This window comes from Bacillus cereus group sp. MG9, assembly GCF_040459995.1.
Taxonomy (GTDB): domain Bacteria; phylum Bacillota; class Bacilli; order Bacillales; family Bacillaceae_G; genus Bacillus_A; species Bacillus_A mycoides.
The window spans coordinates 3,656,070-3,679,301 of the sequence record NZ_JARVHC010000001.1 but is presented as its reverse complement, the minus strand read 5'-3'; the positions used below and the strand labels follow the sequence as shown (position 1 = coordinate 3,679,301).

Genomic DNA, 23,232 nt, shown 5'->3' with positions numbered 1-23,232 from the left:
ATAATCATTATCAATGGAAAAGGTTATCGATGGATGAAGTGTAAAAGAATTATAGTTTAGGGGAAGTGAATGAGAATGAGTTCCGGATAAAATTATTAATCTAATGAAATATATGTTTGGGACAAGTTTCATGTAGTTAAGTTTTCATATGAAAATAATCTATTTACAAGTTTTGAGAGGAGATATATAAAGATGAACAAGAAGTTATTTACATTAGGGATGGTTACAGTTTTAAGTGTAGGTTTAGCAGCATGTAATAGTACGGATAAAACTTCAGGGGAACAAAAGCAACAGACAAAAGCTACGGAAACAAAAAAAGATGAAAAACGAAAAATTACATATTTAGGTAAAGAATATACAGTACCAGCAAAAGTAGATAAAATTGCGACAGCTAGTTTAGAGTCAATGGAAGATGCAGCAGTACTTGGAATTAAACCAGTCGGTGCAATTACTGTAGGTGGTAAATTACCAAAGTATCTTGAAAAAGAATTAGAGGGTGCAAAATCTGTGGGTGAAAAAATGCAACCTAATTTTGAAACATTACTTCAATTAAAACCGGATGTTATTACATCTAGTACGAAATTCCCAGCAGAAACAGCTGAAAAGTTTACGAAAGTAGCTCCGACGTTCCCGGTATCACACGTTTCAACAGATTGGGAAGATAACTTAAAGTTAATGGGAGAATTAACTGGTAAAAAAGATAAAGCAGAAAAAATTATTAAAGATTACAATGCGGACGCTGAAAAAGCAAAAGCAAAATTAGGAGATAAGTTAAAAGACAAAAAAGTACTTGTAATTAGACTAAGAGCAAATGAATTATTCCTATATCCAGAAGGAGTATACTTCAACCCTGTAATTTATAAAGATCTTGGACTAACTGCTCCAGAACAACTTAAAACTGTAAAAGCACAAGAGAAAATTTCATTTGAAAAACTTGCTGAACTTAACCCAGATTATGTTTTCTTACAATATGAGGCAAGTGAAAATAAAAACCCGAAAGTGCTAGAAGAAATTGAAAGCAATCCAATTTGGCAAAGTATGAATGCTGCGAAAGAAAAGAAAGTATTTGTAAACGTTGTAGATCCAATGGCCCAAGGTGGCACAGCTTGGAGTAAAACAGCATTCTTAAAAGAAGCAGTGAAAAATTTATCTAAATAATACAATAAGTAAGGTGCGTTGAATGATATGCAGAAAACGAATGCGGTACCAGTAACCATTTTATGTATAGCACCCATATTGATTTTATTTACAGTTATACTTTCTGTTTTATATGGGGCGAAAAACATTGATGCTGAAACAGTGTGGAATGCTTTATTTCATTTTGATTCAAGCGATGTAAATCATAATATTATTATTACTTCACGTTTACCAAGGGTAGTTGCAGCTCTTTTAGTCGGAGCATTTCTAGCCATATCAGGAGCACTTATGCAGGGGATGACAAGAAACTATCTTGCATCCCCTTCTATTATGGGTGTGACGGATGGTGCAGCCTTTGTTATTACACTTTGTATGATTTTTCTTCCGGGAATGTCATCGATTGGTATGGTTTTATGTTCAATGATTGGCTCTGCACTAGGAGCCGGTATAGTGTTTGGTTTTGGCTCACTCCTTCAAAATGGCTTATCCCCTGTTAGATTAGCAATTATAGGGACAGTTATTGGAACATTTTTAAGTAGTGTATCGGCTGCGATGGCTTCATATTTCCAAATTTCTCAAAATGTTAGTTTTTGGTTTAATGCAAAGTTAGATCAAGTGGACCCTAATATCATTAAAATCACGATACCATTTGGGATAATTGGTATAATTTTAGCACTATTAATATCAAAATCTATTACCATTCTTTCTTTAGGAGAAGAAGTTTCTATTAATCTAGGTCAGCGTACAAAACTAGTTAAAGCGATGGCAATTTTATCAGTTATTTTTTTAACAGGAACAGCAGTTGCTTTAGTGGGGAAAGTTGGTTTTGTAGGTTTAATTATTCCACACATTACGCGCTTTATAATTGGGGTAGATTATAAGTGGATTTTGCCTTGCGCAGGCGTTATTGGTGGAGTTTTCTTAGCATTATGTGACATTTTAAGTAGATTTGTAAACTATCCATTTGAAACACCAATTGGAGTCGTTACTTCCTTAATTGGAATTCCTTTCTTCCTTTATTTAATCCGTACAAGAGGAGGAGAGAGACATGCTTAAAAGTTCAAGTCAACGTTTTGGAATGACAATGGGGATTAGTATATTTTTAATATTATGTGCTATTTATATTAGTTTAACGAATGGTACGTTTGATATTACGATTACAGATGTATTTAAAACACTCTTTAGAATAGATCCAGTACCAGACCATGATTTAGTTATTTTTGAGTTTCGCCTTCCGCGCATTATAATTGCTGGATTAGTAGGATTAGGCCTCGGTGTTGCGGGTGCTGTAATTCAAGGGATTACGAGAAATGGATTGGCGGACCCAGGTATTTTAGGAGTGAATGCCGGAGCAGGTACAGCCATCGTAATTTTCATGTTCTTCTTTCAAGGGCAATTAAAGAGCACAGACTGGATTTCTATTATGATGATGCCGATGTTTGGTTTAGTCGGTGGGCTAGGAGCCGCTATAATAATTTATCTGTTTTCTTGGAAAAACGGTAAGTTAGACTCGCAACGTCTTTTATTAACAGGGATTGCAATTGGATCTGGATTTGGAGCGTTTTCTATGTATTTATCGCTCAAAATGAAGTCAACTGATTTCGAGATGGCTGCAGTTTGGGTGTCTGGAAGCATATATAGTGCAAACTGGAAGTATATTGTTGCTATGTTACCGTGGCTTATCATTTTAATTCCACTTATACAAAAGAAAGCTTATTTATTAGATTTATTTCAATTGGAAGAAACGAGTATTACAAGTTTAGGTGTTGCAGTAGAACGAGAGAAATCCATTTTACTATTAAGTAGTATCGGACTTGTGAGTGCATGTGTTGCTGTTTCAGGAAGTATTGGTTTCATTGGATTAATGGCACCGCATATAGCGAAAAGGCTCGTCGGTATTCAGCATAAATATATAATTCCTACGTGTGGAGTAATCGGAATGTTCCTTGTAATAGCTTCAGACTTTATTGCAAAAACAGTTTTCACCCCTGTAGAGTTACCTGTTGGGATCGTTATTTCTATTGTCGGTGTACCGTATTTCTTATATTTACTTTATAAGTCGAAAGCGTAAGAGGAGGAATAAAAGTGAGTATTTTAAGTGCAAAAAATTTAGAAACGAGTTATGAAAAGCTTACAGTGTTTCGCGATTTAAATGTGGAAATACAAGAAGGAAAAGTAACGACAATTATAGGACCAAACGGGTGCGGGAAATCGACATTGTTAAAAACAATGGGAAGAATTTTAAAGCAAAAGAGCGGTAAAGTATATTTGCAAGGACAGGATTTAAATACAATTCCAACGAAAGAAATTGCGAAGCAGTTAGCTTTACTTCCACAAACTCCAATTGCACCAGGAGAGCTTAAAGTAGAAGAGTTAATTTCTTATGGACGCTATCCACATCGAAATAACGTAAATAAGTTAACTTCAAAAGATAAAGAAATGATTGATTGGGCATTAGAAATAACGAAAACTTCTGAATTTCGAACGAGACAAATTGCAAATTTATCAGGTGGTCAACGACAGAAGGTATGGCTAGCGATGGCTTTAGCACAAGAGACAGAAGTGTTGCTATTAGATGAGCCAACTACATATCTTGATATGTCTCATCAATTAGATGTATTACAAATTGTGGAGAAGTTAAATAAAGAACATAATTGTACGGTCGTTATGGTATTACATGATATTAACCATGCAGCAAGGTTTTCAGATGAAATTATTGCAATGAAGGAAGGGGAAATCGTTACAACTGGTAGCCCAGAAGAAATAATTACAAATGAAGTGTTAAAAGAAGTATTTCATATTGATGCACGTGTCATGATTGATCCGTATAATGGGTCTCCTGTTTGTTTCGGTTACGATAGCGTTGTATCTCAAGAAGAGAAAGTAGAAATATATGTAACGAGTTAAGAAGGGGGGATATAAGATGAATACTACTATTGAAAAACAGCAGGTTATTACATTTAATACAGAACAGTGGAAAATGTATTCAAAATTAGAAGGTAAAGAATATCAAATTCATATTTCAAAGCCGAGGCAGCCAGCACCAGAGTCAGGATATCCTGTTATATACGTATTAGATGGCAATGCCTTTTTTCAAACATTCCATGAAGCGGTTAAAATACAATCAGTTAGAGCAGAGAAAACAGGTGTTTCACCAGCCATTATAGTAGGTATTGGTTATCGTATTGAAGGGGCATTTTCAGGTGAAGAAAGATGTTATGATTTTACGCCTAGCGTAATTTCAAAAGATGCGCCTTTAAAACCGGATGGCAAACCGTGGCCTAAAACAGGAGGAGCACATAACTTCTTTACTTTTATAGAAGAAGAACTGAAGCCTCAAATCGAAAATGATTTTGAGATTGATAAAGGAAAACAAACGTTATTTGGGCATTCGCTAGGTGGTTTATTTGCTTTACATATACTATTTACAAACGTAAATGCCTTTCAAAATTATTTTATAAGTAGTCCATCTATTTGGTGGAATAACCAATCTGTGCTTGAAAAAGAAGAGAATCTTATAGGTGAATTAAATAGTGCCAAGTTTGAAACGGGAGTGTTCCTTACAGTTGGGGCACTAGAACGAGAGCATATGGTTGTAGGGGCAAACGAATTGTCAGAGCGCCTTCTCCAAGTAAAACACGATCAGTTTAGATTTACGTTTTATGAAGCTGAAGGGGAAAATCATGCGTCAGTTGTGCCGACTTCTTTAAGTAAAGGGTTAAGGTTTATTAGTCACCTATAGAAGAGGGAAAAGGTAAGCAATTGCTTACCTTTTTTCATTATTGTTTAAAGGCAACGTATCCATCAATTAAAAAGCTACTGAAAAAGCGAGTGATGTGAATAAAGCCACATTCCTTCATGATAGTTAGTAGATTTGTTTCGGAAATAGGAAATATTTCTGTTTCAAAAGAATTTTTAAATCGGTTCCAATCTTCTAATGGAATTTGATTTTGCATCATGTGGTTGCGCCAAGCATTCAATTGTGCAGAAAACATACTTGTATGGGGTACACCATTTATTGTAGAGAGAAAGAATGGAGCACCAGGTTTTAAGCGACTACTAATTTCATTAAGAAGCTCTTTTTTCTCCTTAATAGTTGGGATGAAATGAAGAACAAGCATACAAGTAGCAGCGTCAAATAATGGATTGGTTAATAATGAATGGACAGTTCCATGTACAAAGTGAATTTGATTTTGTATGCCTTCGCTTTCAATTCTTTTTTTAGCTAGCTGTAGCATGCTTTCAGATGGATCAACACCTGTAAAAGATAAGTTGCTATTTTGTTTGCCTATTGAGAGAATTTCTTGTCCACCACCAGCACCTATAACTAGTAAATTTGGATTCATATTTTCTTTAGGGAGTGTAGTAAACAAGAAATGATTCATCATTTCATATAGGTTGTAGTAGCCTGGGATTTTACATGGAATTCTTTGTTCATATGAATTTACGGTAGTATCATTCCAATTCATTTTTAACCTCCTAAGTATGTGTATTATAGGTTTATTATGGAATGAAATTATGAAGGGAAACAATCCCGTAAATCTGGGGGGAAGAGGATGTATGAAAAAATAACGAAAGAAATTACAATGGTAGCGAATCGTATAAGTTCTATAAGGACATTTCAAGAGTCATTTCTCCACTTAATACGTAAAGTCATTGATTTTGACGCCGCTTGTTTTACAGCTATAGACCCAATTTCTTTTTTATCTACTGGGGCATTTACGGATGAAAGTGTTGAAAAGATTCATCCACAATTGTTTATGAATGAATTTCTAGAAGATGATTTTAATAAATTTAAATATTTATCAGAACACTATCCTCATGTTGCTTCTCTTAGTATGGTGACAAATGGTGAACAAAAGAAAAGCTCTAGATACCGAAATATTTTAAAACCAGCAAGTTTTGGAGATGAATTAAGGGGCGTTTGTATGAGTAAGGGGAACTGTTTTGGGCATCTTAGTTTATTTCGAGGGAGTACAAGTCCCGCTTTTCATATAGATGATTGTAAGTATTTGGCAACGATAGTCCCAATTGCTGGAGAGGCTTTAAAAAAGGCATTTCCTAAACCTTTTTCAGAAGAGAAGGTAATAGGGACAGGCACGATTATATTAAGTGAGGATTTTAATTTATTATATTGGAATCAAGATGGCAGCGATTGGCTCTCAAATCTTAGAAAGTATGAACAGTTAAATATAAAAGAAATACCAAGGCCAATACGTGCGGTTTGTTCGAAAGTAAAGGCTAACGAATATAATGTAGGTTGTATGAATAGAGAAGAAAAAGTTTGTATACCTTTAGCCTATGGACATTTTTTAATCATTCGGGCCAGTAAGTTAGAACGTACAAGTAGTTTTCAGGGTGGTTATGTTGTTCTATTCGAAAGAGCAAGACCGGAAGAAATCTTTCCGCTTATTACGGAAGTGTATAGTTTTACAACACGTGAGAAGCAAGTAATACGTAAAATTCTTACAGGTATGTCGACAAAGGAATTAGCCCATGAACTTTGTATATCTATATACACGGTACAAGATCATTTAAAATCCATTTTTGAAAAGACTGGGGTAAGTAGTAGAAATGAACTCGTGTGGGAAGTTTTTTCAAGATTTTGTTTTGATGTCGATGAATAAAAATAAAATAACTCTACAAAAATCACATGAAGTACGGTGGATGAGTTGTAGAATAGGGCTGAAAAAAGGTTATGGATGAAACATTCCATAACCTTTTTTTATAAGTAGAATTGTCCTTTTTGAAAGTTTTGTTTCAACTTTTCGTCTAAATAGACAAAAAGTTGTCACAATTCGGTCACAATTAGCATAAACATAAAATAGACGAAATGAACTTATTTCCAAAAAGGCTTGATTCATTCCATTCATGATTAATAGAGCTGAAAAAGCATGGATTAAAAGTTCACTATATTCTCAAGGAGGTAGATCGTATGAAAACTATTCTTGCTATCGCTGGGCTTATTTGGGTTTTATCACATGGTATTCCAATTTATGAAGGAGAACAAATTCGCAGTGCTCTGAATAAAAATTTTAATGACTATCATATCATTGATCGGCAAGATAATGTTGTGACAGTTCGTGTAAATGACTGTTTTCATACGGTAACCGTTGAAGGAACTTCAGTAGTGAATGATACAAAAGTATGTGATCAGCAATAATTATATATAGGAAGAAAAAAGTCTCAATTTACACGTGTGAAAATTGAGACTTTTATATTTGTGGATGAATAATAAGCGGGGATGGACAATCCCTGCTTATTATTGTTTTTTTGAAAAAAAGAAAGGGTATCATATTAATTGAGACTGAGAAGCTAATGATGTGTTAAGAATAATCATAAAGCGAAAATATACTCATATGGGGTATCCTACATAGATATTTGATGATATAATTGGTATACTCATAAAAGCAATTGTTTTATTGGATGAAGAGAAACTTTAAGAAGGTGATAATATGGATCATAAGGACCATGAATCAGTAACACATAGATCAGAAAAAGAAAAAGAACAAATTATAAATAGATTAAAGAGAATTGAAGGCCAAGTCCGTGGTATTCAAAATATGATTGAAAATGATCGTTATTGCGTGGATATTTTAGTTCAAATTTCTGCGATTAATGCAGCGATGAAAAAAGTAGGAATGGGTGTCTTAAAAAATCATACGAGTCATTGTGTTTCAGGAGCTATTAAAAATGGTAATGGTGACGAAGCAATTGAAGAATTAATGACAGTATTTGAACGTTTTTCAAAAGCATAAAAGCCAAGCTAGTATTTGACTAGCTTGGCTTTTGTTTATATAGGAGAAGATATATAAATTCATAATTGGAGCAAAAAAATAAAGATTTTAGAAAAAAATAAAAATCATGATACAAAACCATTGATTACCTTAGGGGGGTATGGTAAGATGTAGTTGTGATTAATAAACAATGAATAAACAAGAGGAGGATTTTAAATGGAACAGTTAACATTAAAAGTTGAGGGTATGTCTTGTGGGCATTGTGTAAATTCTATTGAAAGTAATGTGAAAGAACTAAACGGCGTTGAACAAGTAAAAGTTCAATTAGCAGAAGGAACTGTTGAAGTTACTATCGACTCATCAGTTGTAACGTTAAAAGATATCGTTGCTGTAATTGAAGATCAAGGCTATGAAATTCAATAATAATTTTTAATATAGAAATAAATCGTACTTTATATGGAGTACGATTTATTTTGCTAAAAATTATACCTTATAAGGGTATATAGAGGTGAGAGACATGAATGAAAAAAAAGAGGCCAATCTCCAAATATCAGGCATGACATGTGCAGCCTGTGCAAATAGAATTGAAAAAGGCCTGAAAAAAGTAGAAGGTGTTCATGATGCAAATGTAAATTTTGCACTTGAAAAAACAAAAATAATGTATGATCCCCATAAAACAAATCCACAACAATTTAAGGAAAAAGTTGAGTCGCTAGGATATGGAATTGTAAGTGATAAAGCTGAGTTTACTGTTTCAGGGATGACATGCGCAGCATGTGCGAATAGAGTAGAAAAGCGTTTAAATAAGTTAGAAGGTGTGAACGGAGCGACAGTAAATTTCGCTTTGGAATCAGCTACAGTAGATTTTAATCCTGATGAAATTAATGTAAATGAAATGAAGAGTGCAATCACGAAATTAGGATATAAATTGGAAGTGAAATCAGATGAGCAAGATGGATCAACTGATCATCGCTTACAAGAAATTGAACGACAAAAGAAGAAATTTATCATTTCGTTTATTTTATCATTCCCGTTACTGTGGGCAATGGTAAGTCATTTCTCATTTACATCATTTATTTATTTACCTGATATGCTTATGAACCCTTGGGTGCAGCTAGCTCTTGCAACTCCAGTACAGTTTATAATTGGAGGCCAGTTTTATGTTGGGGCTTATAAAGCGTTACGTAATAAAAGTGCAAACATGGATGTTCTTGTGGCACTTGGAACGTCCGCAGCTTATTTCTATAGTGTGTATTTAAGTATTAGGTCGATTGGTTCTTCAGAACATATGACAGATTTATATTTTGAAACGAGTGCGGTACTTATTACTTTAATTATTTTAGGTAAATTATTTGAGGCGAGAGCAAAAGGGCGTTCATCAGAAGCTATTAAAAAGTTGATGGGACTACAAGCGAAAACTGCCACAGTTGTGCGAGATGGAACAGAGATGAAAATTTTAATCGAAGAAGTGGTAGCTGGTGATGTTGTCTATGTTAAACCTGGTGAAAAAATCCCAGTAGATGGAGAAATTGTAGAAGGAAAATCAGCGATAGATGAATCGATGTTAACAGGCGAGAGTATTCCTGTTGATAAAACAATTGGGGATGTAGTAATTGGCTCTACAATGAATAAAAATGGATTTTTAAAAGTTAAAGCAACTAAGGTAGGAAGAGATACTGCATTAGCTCAAATTATTAAAGTAGTAGAAGAGGCTCAAGGTTCAAAAGCTCCTATTCAAAGGGTAGCTGATCAAATTTCTGGTATTTTCGTACCAGTTGTAGTTGTAATTGCTATTATTACATTTGCGGTGTGGATGATATTTGTTACACCTGGTGATTTTGGCGGAGCACTTGAGAAAATGATAGCAGTACTTGTTATTGCTTGTCCATGTGCTTTAGGTCTTGCGACACCTACATCTATTATGGCGGGATCAGGAAGGTCAGCTGAGTATGGTATTTTATTTAAAGGTGGAGAACATTTAGAAGCAACGCACCGATTAGATACAGTTATTCTAGATAAAACAGGTACTGTGACAAACGGGAAGCCTGTTTTAACAGATGTAATTGTAGCAGATGGATTCCATGAAGAAGAAATACTACGTTTAGTAGGTGCGGCAGAAAAAAATTCTGAACATCCACTTGCAGAAGCGATTGTAGAAGGAATTAAAGAAAAGAAAATTGATATCCCAAGTTCAGAAACGTTTGAAGCGATTCCAGGATTCGGTATCGAATCAGTCGTAGAAGGGAAACAATTATTAATTGGTACACGTCGATTAATGAAGAAATTCGATATTGATATTGAAGAAGTTTCTAAATCGATGGAAGAGCTAGAACGAGAAGGAAAAACAGCAATGCTTATTGCGATCAATAAAGAATATGCTGGTATAGTGGCCGTTGCAGATACTGTAAAAGATACTTCAAAAGCAGCTATCGCAAGACTTAAGAAAATGGGTCTAGACGTTGTTATGATTACAGGAGATAACACACAAACTGCTCAGGCAATCGCTAAGCAAGTTGGTATTGATCACGTAATTGCAGAAGTATTACCTGAAGGAAAAGCAGAAGAAGTGAAAAAACTTCAAGCGCAAGGTAAGAAAGTAGCAATGGTTGGAGATGGAATAAATGATGCTCCTGCACTTGCTACGGCGGATATCGGTATGGCAATTGGAACAGGTACGGATGTAGCGATGGAAGCGGCAGACATTACGTTAATCCGTGGTGATTTAAATAGTATTGCTGATGCAATTTTCATGAGTAAAATGACGATTAGAAATATTAAGCAAAATCTATTCTGGGCGTTAGCTTATAACGGCCTAGGAATTCCAATTGCGGCGCTCGGTTTCTTAGCTCCTTGGGTTGCAGGTGCAGCAATGGCATTTAGCTCTGTATCAGTCGTATTAAATGCATTAAGATTACAAAGAGTTAAATTGAAATCTTAAACACTTTTAGCTATAAAGCGAATTTAATATGCTTTTTTACAATAAACAATACTTTGTATAAGTATTGTTTATTGTTCGTTTAGAAGGAAAAGTCGATATAATATAGAAAGAGCAGAAGTAGAATCATATATAGTGGAAGAAACTGTTTCGAAAATAAACACGAAATAATTATCCGGATAACCGAAATAAAAGAGTTAGTTTGATAAGGAGTTTTACATATGTTTAAAGATATTAAAATTAGAACATTCCAGAAGGAGGATTTAGAGCAAGTATTACAATTGTTCTATGAAACGGTTCATACGGTGAATGCAAAAGATTATAACGAGTTACAGCTACAGGCGTGGGCCCCAGAGCGACTAGATAGAGAGAGATGGCTACAGTCTTTAGAAAAGAATATTTGTTACGTTGCTGATTATAAAGGTGTGATAGTGGGATTTGGGGATTATAATGATGATCATTACGTAGATCGCTTATTTACGCATAAAGATTATCAAGGAAAAAGGATAGCATCATACATACTACAGAAGTTAGAAAAAGAAGCAGTGAACTTGCAGCATAGGGATATATATACAGAGGCGAGTATTACAGCAAAACCTTTCTTTGAAAGCAAAGGTTTTATTTGCATAAAGGAACAAAATAAGCAGCATAATGGTCAAATTTTTATTAATTATGTCATGAAAAAAATAGCCTTCTCATAAATGAGAAGGCTATTTTTCATTATTTTACAGCTTCTTTTAGTTCTTTACCAGCTTTAAAAGCAGGTACTTTAGAAGCTGCGATTTGCATTTCTTCACCCGTTTGTGGGTTACGGCCTGTACGAGCAGCTCTTTCACGAACTTCGAATGTACCGAATCCGATAAGTTGTACTTTTTCGCCAGCAGCTAAAGAGTTAGTGATTGATTCTACTACAGTTTGTAAAACTACAGTAGCTTCTTTTTGAGAAATCTCAGCGTTTTGTGCTACGTTTTTAATTAATTCTGTCTTATTCATGTTTTTCACCTCATATGTAAATAATGCTATTTAAGTTGTTATTATAACGTATAAAACATTCGAGAACAAGTGTACGTACATATATTCGCAAAAAAAATGAAATTTGTAATATTTTTTAGGACCAATTTATAGACATTCAATTTAAGCGGATACAGATTTTTTCTTTAATGCAGTTTGCTCTTTATTGGAAGGTAGTTTCTTATTATAAGATATGAAATAAGGTAATGCTACAAATAACATACCCCCTACTAAGTTTCCGAAGAAAACAAAAATGAAGTTTGGAAAATATTCAACCCAAGTTAAATGACCAGAAAAAATTGCAGCTGGGATGACAAACATATTGGCTACAACGTGTTGAAATCCAATCGCAACAAAAGTCATAACAGGGAACCAAATACCGACAATCTTTCCGATAAATTCTTTACTTCCCATACTGAGCCAAACAGCTAAACAAACGAGCCAATTACACCCGATTGCAGAAATGAAGGCTTGCAGTGGTGTATCTTGTAGTTTAGCTTGTGCAATAGTAACTGTTTTTGCTAAAAAAGCTCCCTCCGTTAAGCCGACGATATGACCAAAAAAATAAGCGACGAATATAGCACCTATGAAGTTGCTAAACGTAACAATAACTAAATTTCGTATGAAGTGAAATAAGTCGATTTTTTTGTGAAGCCATGCCATTGCAACGGTCATCATGTTGCCAGTTACTAATTCACCGCCTGCAAGGATAACGAGTATAAGACCGATAGGGAATACGGCAGCACCTAAAAAGCTAGTAAATGATCCCAAAGATTTTGGCATTGTTCCGATAACATGGATATCAAGTAAATATCCTAATGCTATGAAAGCACCACCAAAAAAACCGAGAATTAGCATAGGGAGCAATGATAAATGAGCTTTTTTTCTTCCAGAATTAGCAGCAAGTTCCGTAATTTCTTCTGGTGTAAATACAGACATGAATAATCTCTCCTCAATAAAATGATAGAATGAATAGAAGGAACATTTTAAAGAATCTATGTATGATAAAAATATGATATGGCTTCTGTATAAATTTGTCAAAGTGAGTGGGGATGAAATTGGATATAACGAACATTGTTCATGTTGTCACATTAATGTAACAATAAGGATTTAAAGTGATTTTAGAGGTGAAAACATGAATACGCATCATGTAAAAAAAGAACGAAAAAAATCAATCGTAAAGATATTTATTATTAGTTTCATAAGTATATTAATGATACCAGTAAGTTTGTATTTCTATGCGACTGAAATAGAAAGAAGACTAGTAACAGTTACGTGGAATGAAATAGAAGCTCCTACAATTCCTAAAGAGTTTAATAATAAAAAAATATTGCAGTTCTCAGATGTACATTTAGGACCAGATTTTACATTGAAACAACTAGAAAATTTGGTGGAGAAGATGAATGAATTACATCCAGATATAGTAGTTTTTACAGGAGATTTAATAGATAAGTTTGGATCCTATAGTGCGGAAAGAGAAGAAGCAAAGGTTATTTTGCAGAAAATTAAAGCTCCCCTAGGAAAATATGCTGTGTTTGGGAATCATGATAGAGGTGGGGGCGGTAGTTTATTTTACAAAAAGTATATGGAGGAAGCTGGTTTTTCTGTGTTAGTAAATGAAGTGCAGAAAATTAAAGGGGAAAACGGCAAGTATATTACAATATCAGGTTTGGATGATTTTTTATTAGGGAAGCCACAAATAGACTCGACTTTAAAAAACTTAAGACAACAAGATTTCAATATGCTATTAATACATGAGCCGGATGTTGTAGATAAAGTATCTCGTTATCCAGTCGATTTTCAAATGTCAGGACATAGTCACGGAGGACAAGTTCAAATTCCTTTTGTAGGTCCTTTAATTACTACAAAACTAGCTGAGAGTCATGTTGAAGGTATGTATGAATTAGAAGGGAAGAGTAAGCTGTTACATTTATACGTAAATCGTGGTATTGGAACGACTCGAATGCCTGTCAGGTTTTGGAGTAGACCTGAACTTTCAGTTTTTGTATTGAAGAAAAATGGTAATTAGAATTGAAAGGAAAGTTATGCGATTCGAATTTCTTATTTGCGAGGGAAATCACATCCAATCATTGCTAGAAAAGCTTCATATATAAGTAAAGAAAAGAGTAATTACTATTGTCATAGTGAATATAAACTTTTTCTTGACTTTTTATATGAAGGAGAGCAAAATGGTAAAAAAGGAAGGGGGGATGACGATGGAAGAGTACGTATTAGAGCTGTATAACTTTTTATATACGACAGAATGGCAAGATATTGTTTCATTTCTAGGAATAATGTTTTGTATGAAAATTGTAATTGTATATATGGAAGAGCAAGGTATGTTCTATTCCTTCTCATCTCCGTTCGATGTGCAGCGCGAGCCGTTGCCAAACTATGCCAAGGTAAATTATGAACAATTTCCTTTTGTGATTTTCTTTATGATTCGATTTATAACAGCAATTGTAAAGAAAAAGGAAAGTGACGATGAAGAGTGCCACTCAACTTGTAATATAGCGACTGCTTTTTAAGCTAAATACAAGGAGGAGATTTATATGTGGTTTCGATTTCTTATGATTGGTTTCTTTTCATTAACAGCAATTTCATTAATGGGATATCAAGTGTCTGAAATATATCAAGCGTATAGCAGTACGTTTTTTAACAAAAACTAATTACATTGCTATTTAAATAATAAAGCGATAAAATCCTTCTTAAGAAGTTTTATTAAGAAGGATTTTTTTCTTTGCTTTGTCTTACTGTGTCAAACTATTGTCACATTTACACTGTGAATAATATGTTAAAATAGTGAGGTTACGTATACATATTTGAAGGAAGAGGAGTGACCATTTTGGTGGATCAATCAACGAATCAGAAAAGCTATGCTCCTATTGTGATAACGCTTTCTGTAATTGTAAATGCGATTATTTTATTTTTGTTCTTTGGACCTGTTGGCTATGAAGGAGAAGTACATTTTGATGTAACAATTTTACCAATGTTAAATGCAATTTTTAATAGCTTTACGTTCGTATTCTTATTAGCAGCTTTATACTCTATTATTAAGAAGAATGTGAAAATGCACCGTGGTTTCATCCTAGCAGCATTTACAACGACGTTGCTATTTTGTGTTTCTTATTTATCGTATCATTACTTGGCGCCAGCAACACATTTTGGCGGAGAAGGATTCATTAAATATGTGTATTTCATCATTTTAATTACACATATTATCCTAGCAGCAATTATTGTACCGCTTGCATTGTTTGCACTTGTGTTTGGTTTTACGAATCAATTAACACGTCACCGTAAAATTGTACGTTGGACGATGCCGATTTGGTTATATGTGAGTTTATCTGGTGTTATTGTTTACTTAATGATCTCACCTTATTATCAATAAAAAAAATCTCAGCCTGTAGGCTGGGATTTTTTTATTAGGCAAATATTTTTGTGAAATGAAAAAATTGTGGTATACAAAAGTATAGTTGCTTTTTATATAGAAGGGATGGTAAAGATATATGCAAAATTTTGTATTTCGTAATCCGACAAAACTTATTTTTGGTAAAGGACAGTTAGAGCAGTTAAAAACGGAAATTCCACAGTTCGGTAAAAAAGTTCTTCTCGTGTACGGGGGAGGCAGCATTAAAAGAAATGGTATTTATGATAATGTAATTTCTATTTTAAAGGATATAAATGCGGAAGTATTTGAGTTGACAGGAGTTGAACCGAATCCTCGTTTATCAACAGTAAAGAAAGGGATTCAAATTTGTAAAGACAATGGAGTCGAATTTATTTTAGCGGTTGGCGGAGGAAGTGTAATCGACTGTACGAAGGCGATTGCTGCTGGTAGTAAATATGATGGAGATGTATGGGATATTGTAACGAAAAAAGCATTTGCTAGTGATGCATTACCATTTGGTACGGTACTTACGCTTGCGGCAACAGGTTCTGAAATGAATGCTGGTTCTGTCATTACAAACTGGGAAACGAATGAAAAATATGGCTGGGGTAGCCCAGTTACTTTCCCGCAGTTTTCGATTTTAGATCCAGTTCATACTGCATCTGTACCGAAAGATCAAACAATTTACGGTATGGTAGATATTATGTCGCACGTATTAGAGCAATATTTCCACCATGGAACAAATACAGAACTACAAGATCGTTATTGTGAATCTGTTTTAAAAACAGTAATTGTAACAGCTCCTAAGCTTTTAAGTGATTTAGAAAATTATGAGCATAGGGAAACCATTTTATATTGCGGTACTATGGCGTTAAACGGCATTTTAGCGATGGGAGTAAAAGGAGACTGGGCAACTCATAATATTGAGCACGCAGTTTCTGCTGTTCATGACATACCGCATGGGGGCGGACTCGCGATTCTATTCCCAAATTGGATGAAGCATGTTATAGATGAAAATGTGAGTCGCTTTAAACAGTTCGCTATTCGTGTATTCGATGTAGAAACAGATGGGAAGACAGATAAAGAGGTTGCATTAGAGGGAATTGAGGCGTTACGTCAATTTTGGACTTCAATTGAAGCTCCAGTAACATTAGCTGATTACGCTATTAGAGAAAGTGAAATTGACTTAATGGCGGATAAAGCGATGGCTTATGGTGAATTCGGTAACTTTAAAAAATTAAATAAAGATGATGTTCTTGCAATTTATAAAGCTTCTTTATAAGTGAAGCGAGAGAAGAAACCTATTTGATTGTTGTATCAAATAGGTTTCTTTTTTTATTTATAACCGGTTTTGATTGATAGTGATTATTTTTGACTGTTTATGGTTGATTTTTGTGATCGTTTTCATTATACTGTAATCAAAGAAGAGGTGAATAAAATGTTAACTCCTGAACGTCATCAAATGATATTGCAACTTGTAAAAGAGCAGAAGGTTGTTAAATTACAACAATTAGTTGAAAGAACAGAAAGCTCTGAATCGACAATTCGTCGTGATTTAGCACAATTAGAAAAACAAAGGTTATTAAAAAGAGTTCATGGTGGTGCCTCTGTTTTAACAGGAAAAGGACAGGAGCCAACGATGATTGAAAAATCATCCAAAAACATTCAAATAAAACAACAAATTGCCAAGTATGCGGCTAGTATTGTTGAACAAGGGGATTGCGTTTATTTAGATGCAGGAAGTACAACATTTGAAATGATTCCATTTTTAATAAATAAAGATGTTACTGTCGTAACGAATGGACTTATGCATATTGAAGCTTTAGTTGAAAATAATATTCGTGCGTATTTACTAGGCGGGATGATGAAGAGTAGGACGAAAGCTTTAATTGGTGCTATGGCACAGGAAAGTATGCAAAAGTACCGTTTTGATAAATGTTTCTTAGGAGCAAATGGTGTACATGAACAGCTTGGTTTTACAACTCCAGATCCAGAAGAGGCACTTTTAAAACAAATGGCATTAACATTTGCGAACGAAGGATATTTCTTAATTGATGAAAGTAAGTTCTCAGAAGTTGCATTTGCGAAAATTGCCAATGTTGAAGAAGCGAATATTATTACAAACCATTTAGAAATTGATTTAGAAAAATATAAAAGACAAACCAATGTAATTGAGGCTGATAAACAATGATCTATACAGTTACTTTAAACCCATCTATTGATTATGTAGTACAAGTTAATTCCTTCGATTTAGGCGCAGTAAATCGAGCAGAGAAAGATATGAAATTTCCTGGAGGGAAAGGCATTAACGTTTCTCGTGTTCTTCATCGTTTAGGTGTTGAAAATGTAGCGCTTGGATTTACTGGTGGATTTACCGGTCGATTTATTAAAGATGTATTACAGGCGGAAGGTGTAACAACAAACTTCGTCCAAGTAGACGGTGATTCCCGAATTAATGTGAAAATAAAAGGGCAAGAAGAGACAGAATTAAATGGGCAAGGTCCTAATGTGACAAATGAACAATTTGAACAATTAATGAAACAAATCGAAAGTATGAGGCAGGGAGATTGTGTTGTACTAGCTGGAAGTGTACCGGCGTCTATCTCAACTACTTTTTATGAATCAATCGCAGCGCTCGGAGCTGAGAAAGGTATTCGCGTAGTAGTCGATGCAAGTGGAAGTGCGCTGCAACATGTAATTAAAAATAAACCATTTTTAATAAAGCCTAATCATCATGAACTTGGTGAGTTATTCGGAGTAGAGATTTCAACAGTAGAAGATGTTTTACCGTTTGGAAGAAAATTAGTTGAACAAGGTGTAGAGCATGTTATCGTATCAATGGCTGGAGATGGGGCTTTATTATTTACGGCACAAGGTATATATGAAGCAACTGTTCCAAAAGGTGTTGTAATTAATTCGGTTGGGGCCGGAGATTCTCTCGTTGCAGGATTTGTAGGTAAATATGAACAGACAAAAGATATTGAAAAGGCATTTCAATATGGCGTTGCAACAGGAAGTGCAACAGCATTTTCGGCGGATTTATGTACAAAGGAAAAAGTAGAAGAATTATTGTCGCAAGTAATTGTAGCTAAGCGATAGGGGGAAGCAACATATGAAAATTACAGAACTATTAAAAAGGGATACAGTCATTATGAATTTGACAGCTTCAAATAAAGAAGCTGTCATAGATGAATTAGTTGAGAAATTAAATGGTGCTAATCGTTTGAATAGTAAAGCTGAATTTAAAGAAGCTATTCTAAAGCGGGAGTCACAAAGTACAACTGGAATTGGTGAAGGTATTGCTATACCTCATGCGAAGACGAATGCCGTTAAACAACCATCGATTTGTTTTGGTAGAAGTGTAAGCGGTATCAACTATGAGTCGCTTGATGGACAGCCTGCACATCTGTTTTTTATGATTGCTGCGAGTGAAGGGGCGAATAATACTCATTTAGAAACGTTATCTCGTCTCTCTACGTTATTGATGGATGAAGGGTTCCGCAAGCAATTATTAGAAGCAAAGGATGAGGATGAGCTTCTCCGTTTATTTGATGAAAAAGAGAATGAAAAAGAAGACGAAGAAGTTGAAGTAGCAAAGCCGGAAGGGAATGAGCCATACGTATTAGCTGTTACAGCTTGTCCGACTGGTATCGCTCACACATATATGGCTGCGGATAGTTTGAAAGCAAAAGCAGCAGAGTTAGGAATAGCGATTAAAGTTGAAACGAATGGATCAACAGGTGTTAAAAACGATTTAACGAAAGAGGACATTGAACGCGCAACGGCTATTATTGTAGCTGCAGATAAACAAGTAGAAATGAATCGTTTTGCTGGGAAGCATGTCATTCAAGTACCAGTCGCCGATGGGATTAGAAAAACTGAAATCCTTCTTAATCGAGCTATAAAACAAGATGCACCAATCTTTAAAGGGGTAAAAGAGGATGGGAAGGCAGAAAATGTAGAGAAAGAAAAAGGGCTAGGAATTTATAAGCATTTAATGAGCGGTGTAAGTAATATGCTTCCGTTCGTTGTTGGTGGTGGGATTTTAATAGCGCTAGCGTTTTCGTTTGGTGGTATAAAAGCGGAAGGTCCTTTAGCTGAATTGTTCATGTCTATTGGGGGAGGAAAAACAGGTGCGTTTTTATTCCTTGTACCAATCTTAGCTGGATTTATTGCGAGTTCTATTGCTGATCGTCCTGGTTTTATGCCTGGTGTTGTAGGTGGGTTTTTAGCAGCACAAGCGAATGCGGGATTTTTAGGTGGATTAATTGCTGGTTTCTTAGCTGGATATGTTGTTTTAGGATTGAAAAGATTATTTTCAGGATTACCAGTACAGTTAGAAGGAATTAAACCTGTTTTGTTATATCCAGTCTTTGGATTGTTGATTACAGGAGTTGTTATGCAAAAAGTAGTAAATCCGCCTGTAGTAGCATTAAATGAAATGTTAACAGGATGGTTAAATGGTTTGAACGGTACGAATGCTATATTATTAGGTCTTATTTTAGGCGGTATGATGGCAATTGATATGGGTGGTCCAATTAATAAAGCGGCATTTACATTTGGTATTGCTGCAATAGAAGCACAGAATTTTGGAGTGCACTCAGCAGTTATGGCTGGTGGTATGGTACCGCCACTTGCGATTGCATTCGCAACCACATTCTTTAAAACAAAATTTACAGAAGCAGAACGTAAATCTGGTTTAACAAATTATATTATGGGAGCATCGTTTATTACAGAAGGTGCGATTCCATTTGCAGCTGCCGATCCGGTTCGAGTAATAGTAAGTTGTGTTGTTGGTTCAAGTATCGCGGGTGCCTTATCTATGTTATTCCAAATTACATTGCCGGCACCGCATGGTGGATTGTTTGTTATCGCATTAGTGAATAAACCGTTGCTATACATTTTCTCTATATTAATTGGGACGATTGTTTCAGCTATTATGATAGGTGTTTGGAAGAAGAAAGTTAAATAAAAGATAAAAAGGGACAGCTAATAGGAGTTGTTCCTTTTTCGTTACAAAAAGTAATTTAATAATTGGATTATGATGGATTTTGGTAAAAGATGTAATGAAAAGTGATTTTTTTGTAACAAAAAAGTAATACTGTAATTTTTTCTGGAAAAAAATTCTTATATTAATTTGTGAGAAATATATGAAAACTATTGCTAATTTTGGTAGAAATACAATTCTTTAATATGGAAATTTATGTTACAAATCATTAATCGTTTATTACGAATGCTTTGTAATTGTGTGATTTTCGAAATTCTACAAAAAACTGTTGCTATAATGAGAACACGAAAACAAAGCAAATGGAGGCTATTCATGAAAAAATTATTAGGTATAGCAACAGCAGCAGTTTTTGGTCTTGGGATTTTTGCAGGTTCTGCTAAAGCGGAAACGATTGTAACAACAGATGTATTAAACGTTAGAGAAAACCCAACTGTAGAATCAAAACTTGTAGGTAAAATGTTAAGTGGAAATAAATTAGATGTTATAAATACAGAAAACGGATGGTCCAAAATTAAATTAGATGGTAAAGAAGCTTTTGTAAGTGCTGAGTTTACGAAAAGTTCTTATTATGTAACAGCAAACGTATTAAACATTCGTGCTGGAGCGAATACTGATTCAGAAATTCTTGGCACGCTTAAAAAAGATGACTTGATTGAAACGACAAATCAAGTACAAAACGAATGGTTACAATTCGAATATGGCGGGAAAGCGGCGTATGTTCACATACCATTTTTAACAGGTACAGCACCTGTTATTGAAAGAAAAGAAGTTCCAGCTCAAGATGAAGCGCCAACTAAGGTGAAAACGGCGGTTAAAAATGATACATCAGTTAAGGAGAAAGCGCCGGCTAAAAATGATACGGCAGTTAATGGAAAAGAATCAGTTAAAAGTGGAGCATCAAGTAAACCAGTAGCGCAAGCGAAGCCGGCAACTAAGCCAGTGGCAAAACCTACTGAAACAAGTGAACCTGCTGGTCGTGAAATAACAGTAGAAGCGACAGCTTACACAGCTCACCCGAGTGAAAATGGCACATATGGTGGTCGTGTGTTAACTGCGATGGGGCATGATTTAACAGCGAATCCAAATATGAAAGTTATTGCTGTTGATCCGAAAGTAATTCCTCTCGGATCAAAAGTGTGGGTGGAAGGATATGGAGAAGCAATTGCTGGAGATACTGGTGGCGCGATTAAAGGAAACCGTATTGATGTTTTAGTTGGTTCAGATAGCACTGCTGATAGTTGGGGTCGTAAATCCGTTAAAGTGAAAGTTATAAAATAATTTATTAAAATAAAAAACGGCTGCTTGAAAATGTCTAAGCGGCCGCTTTTTTTATATAAGAATTATTGAAAAGGGTAAATTGTTTTACCTGTAATAATTTTATACGCGGTGCAAAATTGAGTTTGCATATACTCTGTATTTTTATTTTCTGGATGTAACGTTGTTTCTTGAAGAGTAGAATGAAAGGAACGTAGTAAACAATTTAGTGCGAAGTATAATTCTTCTTGTGAACAATTTTGTTCTTTTGTAGCAGTAGCTAAAATAAGGTCTTTTATTAATAATGGAAAATCGATAGTCGCTTGTTTCATAGTCATTGCACCCTCTCCGAGCTATTTTTTATCATGTATATGCAGAATTGGACAAGCTATGCTCTTTTTTTTGTGTAATTTCATGTACTGGATTCAAAGAACTTGCAATCATGCCGTTAAAATTGGTAAGATTGGGTATAATCAATAGATGGAGTATATTACATAAAGAGAGTTGAATGATATGGGAGAAGTGCAACGTGAAAAAGTTGCTGTCATCATTGGGCCAACTGCTGTCGGAAAGACGAAATTAAGTATCGATCTTGCAAAAGCGTTGAATGGTGAGATTATTAGTGGTGATTCCATGCAAATTTATCGTACGATGGATATCGGGACTGCAAAGGTGACGACAGATGAGATGGACGGAATTCCACATTATATGATTGATATAAAAGATCCGGAAGATTCATTTTCTGTGGCGGAATTTCAAGAAAGTGTCCGTAAGTGCATTCGAGAAATTACAGAGCGCGGGAAATTACCAATTATTGTTGGTGGAACCGGTCTCTATATACAATCTGTTCTATTCGATTACCAGTTTACAGATGAGGCTGGGGACGCTACATACCGAGAACAGATGGAAAAGTTAGCATTAGAACACGGTGTGGAATATGTACATAAAAAGTTGCAAGAAGTAGATCCAGAAAGTGCGGAGCGTATTCATGCCAATAATGTAAGGCGTGTTATTCGGGCGTTAGAAATTTTTCACACGACGGGTGAAAAAATGAGTAACCAGCTCGAAAAACAAGAAAATGAGTTACTGTACGATGTTTCATTAATTGGCTTGACAATGGATCGAGAAATGCTATACGATCGCATTAACTTACGTGTTAACCTAATGATTGAACAAGGTTTATTAGAAGAAGTAAAAGGTTTACATGAAAGAGGAGTGCGAGATTGTCAATCTATTCAAGCGATTGGTTATAAAGAGATATATGATTATTTTGAGAATCGTGTATCTTTAGAAGAAGCGGTATCACAATTAAAGACGAATTCACGCCGTTATGCAAAACGTCAATTAACGTGGTTCCGTAATAAGATGGATGTCGCGTGGTTCGATGTTACTGATGGTGAAAAAACGTCAGAAATTTTACGATACATAGAAGGAAAGCTACAACTAAAGTCGAATAATAGTAAGTAGAGAAAAAGAGGAGGATTCGACATGAAGCAATCAATCAATATTCAAGATCAGTTTTTAAATCAACTCCGTAAAGAGAATACGTTCGTTACGCTGTACTTATTAAATGGTTTCCAGCTTCGTGGATTAATTAAAGGATTTGATAATTTTACAGTCCTGCTGGAAACAGAAGGTAAGCAACAGCTTATTTATAAACATGCAATTTCTACATTTGTACCACAAAAAAATGTTTCAATTGAATTAGAGTAGTAATGAATTATTGTACATAATAAAAAAGAGCGAGTTTCTCGCTCTTTTT

General features: G+C 34.9%; 25 protein-coding genes. 21 read left to right on the top strand and 4 right to left on the bottom strand.

The genetic code is table 11. From position 1 onward, the window contains the following. Positions 1-192: 192 nt before the first annotated feature. Genes QCI77_RS18785 through QCI77_RS18765 form a run of 5 tightly spaced genes read left to right on the top strand, consistent with a single transcriptional unit; the run spans position 193 to position 4,879 of the window. Positions 193-1,158 (top strand): iron-hydroxamate ABC transporter substrate-binding protein, encoded by a 966-nt coding sequence (locus QCI77_RS18785; RefSeq protein ID WP_002014659.1) that lies wholly within the window; start codon positions 193-195, stop codon positions 1,156-1,158. A gap of 27 nt (positions 1,159-1,185) precedes the next feature. Then, positions 1,186-2,193 (top strand): FecCD family ABC transporter permease, encoded by a 1,008-nt coding sequence (locus QCI77_RS18780; RefSeq protein WP_002014660.1) that lies wholly within the window; start codon positions 1,186-1,188, stop codon positions 2,191-2,193. After that, positions 2,186-3,208 (top strand): FecCD family ABC transporter permease, encoded by a 1,023-nt coding sequence (locus QCI77_RS18775; RefSeq protein WP_353825349.1) that lies wholly within the window; start codon positions 2,186-2,188, stop codon positions 3,206-3,208. Before QCI77_RS18780 ends, QCI77_RS18775 begins: the two co-directional genes overlap by 8 nt. Positions 3,209-3,222: 14 nt before the next feature. Next, a complete protein-coding gene (locus tag QCI77_RS18770; RefSeq protein ID WP_002014663.1) occupies positions 3,223-4,044 on the top strand; it encodes an ABC transporter ATP-binding protein in 822 nt (273 codons plus the stop codon). A 16-nt stretch (positions 4,045-4,060) separates the two neighbouring features. Then, positions 4,061-4,879: an alpha/beta hydrolase gene (locus QCI77_RS18765; RefSeq protein ID WP_044439843.1), complete on the top strand. Its 819-nt coding sequence runs from the start codon at positions 4,061-4,063 to the stop codon at positions 4,877-4,879. A 37-nt stretch (positions 4,880-4,916) separates the two neighbouring features. Here QCI77_RS18765 and QCI77_RS18760 read toward each other — a convergent pair whose 3' ends face one another. Next, positions 4,917-5,606 carry a class I SAM-dependent methyltransferase gene (locus QCI77_RS18760; RefSeq protein ID WP_353825348.1) on the bottom strand — a complete coding sequence of 230 codons (690 nt, stop codon included), beginning with the start codon at positions 5,604-5,606 and terminating at the stop codon, positions 4,917-4,919. A gap of 87 nt (positions 5,607-5,693) precedes the next feature. On the opposite strand from QCI77_RS18760, the gene QCI77_RS18755 reads away from it, so the two are divergent. The 6 genes from QCI77_RS18755 to QCI77_RS18730 all read left to right on the top strand — a co-directional run bounded on the left by QCI77_RS18755 (position 5,694) and on the right by QCI77_RS18730 (position 11,510). Further along, positions 5,694-6,764 carry a helix-turn-helix transcriptional regulator gene (locus QCI77_RS18755; RefSeq protein ID WP_131246452.1) on the top strand — a complete coding sequence of 357 codons (1,071 nt, stop codon included), beginning with the start codon at positions 5,694-5,696 and terminating at the stop codon, positions 6,762-6,764. Positions 6,765-7,072: 308 nt separating this feature from the next. After that, entirely contained in the window at positions 7,073-7,300 is a 228-nt protein-coding gene (locus QCI77_RS18750; protein ID WP_002190443.1) for a hypothetical protein, read from the top strand. Between the two features lie 292 nt (positions 7,301-7,592). Then, the gene (locus QCI77_RS18745) at positions 7,593-7,895 is read left to right on the top strand and encodes a metal-sensing transcriptional repressor (RefSeq protein WP_002014668.1); all 303 of its coding nucleotides are present in this window, start codon (positions 7,593-7,595) and stop codon (positions 7,893-7,895) included. A gap of 195 nt (positions 7,896-8,090) precedes the next feature. After that, positions 8,091-8,297 carry a copper chaperone CopZ gene (copZ, locus tag QCI77_RS18740; RefSeq protein WP_002033654.1) on the top strand — a complete coding sequence of 69 codons (207 nt, stop codon included), beginning with the start codon at positions 8,091-8,093 and terminating at the stop codon, positions 8,295-8,297. A 94-nt stretch (positions 8,298-8,391) separates the two neighbouring features. Continuing rightward, complete coding sequence (locus QCI77_RS18735) at positions 8,392-10,812, top strand: heavy metal translocating P-type ATPase (RefSeq protein WP_353825347.1); 2,421 nt, start codon at positions 8,392-8,394, stop codon at positions 10,810-10,812. Between the two features lie 218 nt (positions 10,813-11,030). Then, the gene (locus QCI77_RS18730) at positions 11,031-11,510 is read left to right on the top strand and encodes a GNAT family N-acetyltransferase (RefSeq protein WP_002033656.1); all 480 of its coding nucleotides are present in this window, start codon (positions 11,031-11,033) and stop codon (positions 11,508-11,510) included. A gap of 19 nt (positions 11,511-11,529) precedes the next feature. Here QCI77_RS18730 and QCI77_RS18725 read toward each other — a convergent pair whose 3' ends face one another. Together QCI77_RS18725 and QCI77_RS18720 are read right to left on the bottom strand one after the other, a co-directional pair. Next, entirely contained in the window at positions 11,530-11,802 is a 273-nt protein-coding gene (locus tag QCI77_RS18725) for an HU family DNA-binding protein (protein ID WP_002033657.1), read from the bottom strand. Positions 11,803-11,943: 141 nt separating this feature from the next. Further along, positions 11,944-12,759, bottom strand: coding sequence for a formate/nitrite transporter family protein (locus QCI77_RS18720; protein ID WP_113769721.1), 816 nt, complete (start codon positions 12,757-12,759; stop codon positions 11,944-11,946). A 196-nt stretch (positions 12,760-12,955) separates the two neighbouring features. On the opposite strand from QCI77_RS18720, the gene QCI77_RS18715 reads away from it, so the two are divergent. The 8 genes from QCI77_RS18715 to QCI77_RS18680 all read left to right on the top strand — a co-directional run bounded on the left by QCI77_RS18715 (position 12,956) and on the right by QCI77_RS18680 (position 21,494). Beyond that, positions 12,956-13,849, top strand: coding sequence for a metallophosphoesterase (locus QCI77_RS18715; RefSeq protein WP_113769720.1), 894 nt, complete (start codon positions 12,956-12,958; stop codon positions 13,847-13,849). 160 nt (positions 13,850-14,009) lie between these two features. Further along, positions 14,010-14,348: a hypothetical protein gene (locus tag QCI77_RS18710; protein WP_078175321.1), complete on the top strand. Its 339-nt coding sequence runs from the start codon at positions 14,010-14,012 to the stop codon at positions 14,346-14,348. Between the two features lie 317 nt (positions 14,349-14,665). Continuing rightward, positions 14,666-15,208 (top strand): DUF420 domain-containing protein, encoded by a 543-nt coding sequence (locus tag QCI77_RS18705; protein ID WP_000228316.1) that lies wholly within the window; start codon positions 14,666-14,668, stop codon positions 15,206-15,208. Positions 15,209-15,326: 118 nt separating this feature from the next. Then, on the top strand, positions 15,327-16,490 hold the full coding sequence (locus QCI77_RS18700; protein ID WP_088292510.1) for an iron-containing alcohol dehydrogenase: 1,164 nt from the start codon (positions 15,327-15,329) through the stop codon (positions 16,488-16,490). A gap of 156 nt (positions 16,491-16,646) precedes the next feature. After that, a complete protein-coding gene (locus QCI77_RS18695) occupies positions 16,647-17,399 on the top strand; it encodes a DeoR/GlpR family DNA-binding transcription regulator (protein ID WP_002128628.1) in 753 nt (250 codons plus the stop codon). After that, positions 17,396-18,307, top strand: coding sequence for a 1-phosphofructokinase (pfkB, locus tag QCI77_RS18690; protein WP_033709381.1), 912 nt, complete (start codon positions 17,396-17,398; stop codon positions 18,305-18,307). The genes QCI77_RS18695 and pfkB overlap by 4 nt, the downstream gene beginning before the upstream one ends. 13 nt (positions 18,308-18,320) lie before the next feature. Then, a complete protein-coding gene (locus QCI77_RS18685) occupies positions 18,321-20,180 on the top strand; it encodes a PTS fructose transporter subunit IIABC (RefSeq protein ID WP_353825346.1) in 1,860 nt (619 codons plus the stop codon). Positions 20,181-20,528: 348 nt separating this feature from the next. Continuing rightward, entirely contained in the window at positions 20,529-21,494 is a 966-nt protein-coding gene (locus tag QCI77_RS18680; protein ID WP_078185574.1) for a 3D domain-containing protein, read from the top strand. Between the two features lie 62 nt (positions 21,495-21,556). Here QCI77_RS18680 and QCI77_RS18675 read toward each other — a convergent pair whose 3' ends face one another. Further along, a complete protein-coding gene (locus QCI77_RS18675; RefSeq protein ID WP_002014695.1) occupies positions 21,557-21,802 on the bottom strand; it encodes a hypothetical protein in 246 nt (81 codons plus the stop codon). 181 nt (positions 21,803-21,983) lie between these two features. On the opposite strand from QCI77_RS18675, the gene miaA reads away from it, so the two are divergent. Then, positions 21,984-22,937, top strand: coding sequence for a tRNA (adenosine(37)-N6)-dimethylallyltransferase MiaA (gene miaA / locus QCI77_RS18670; RefSeq protein ID WP_002142786.1), 954 nt, complete (start codon positions 21,984-21,986; stop codon positions 22,935-22,937). Positions 22,938-22,958: 21 nt separating this feature from the next. Then, positions 22,959-23,183: an RNA chaperone Hfq gene (gene hfq, locus QCI77_RS18665; RefSeq protein ID WP_000813896.1), complete on the top strand. Its 225-nt coding sequence runs from the start codon at positions 22,959-22,961 to the stop codon at positions 23,181-23,183. Positions 23,184-23,232 lie beyond the last annotated feature (49 nt).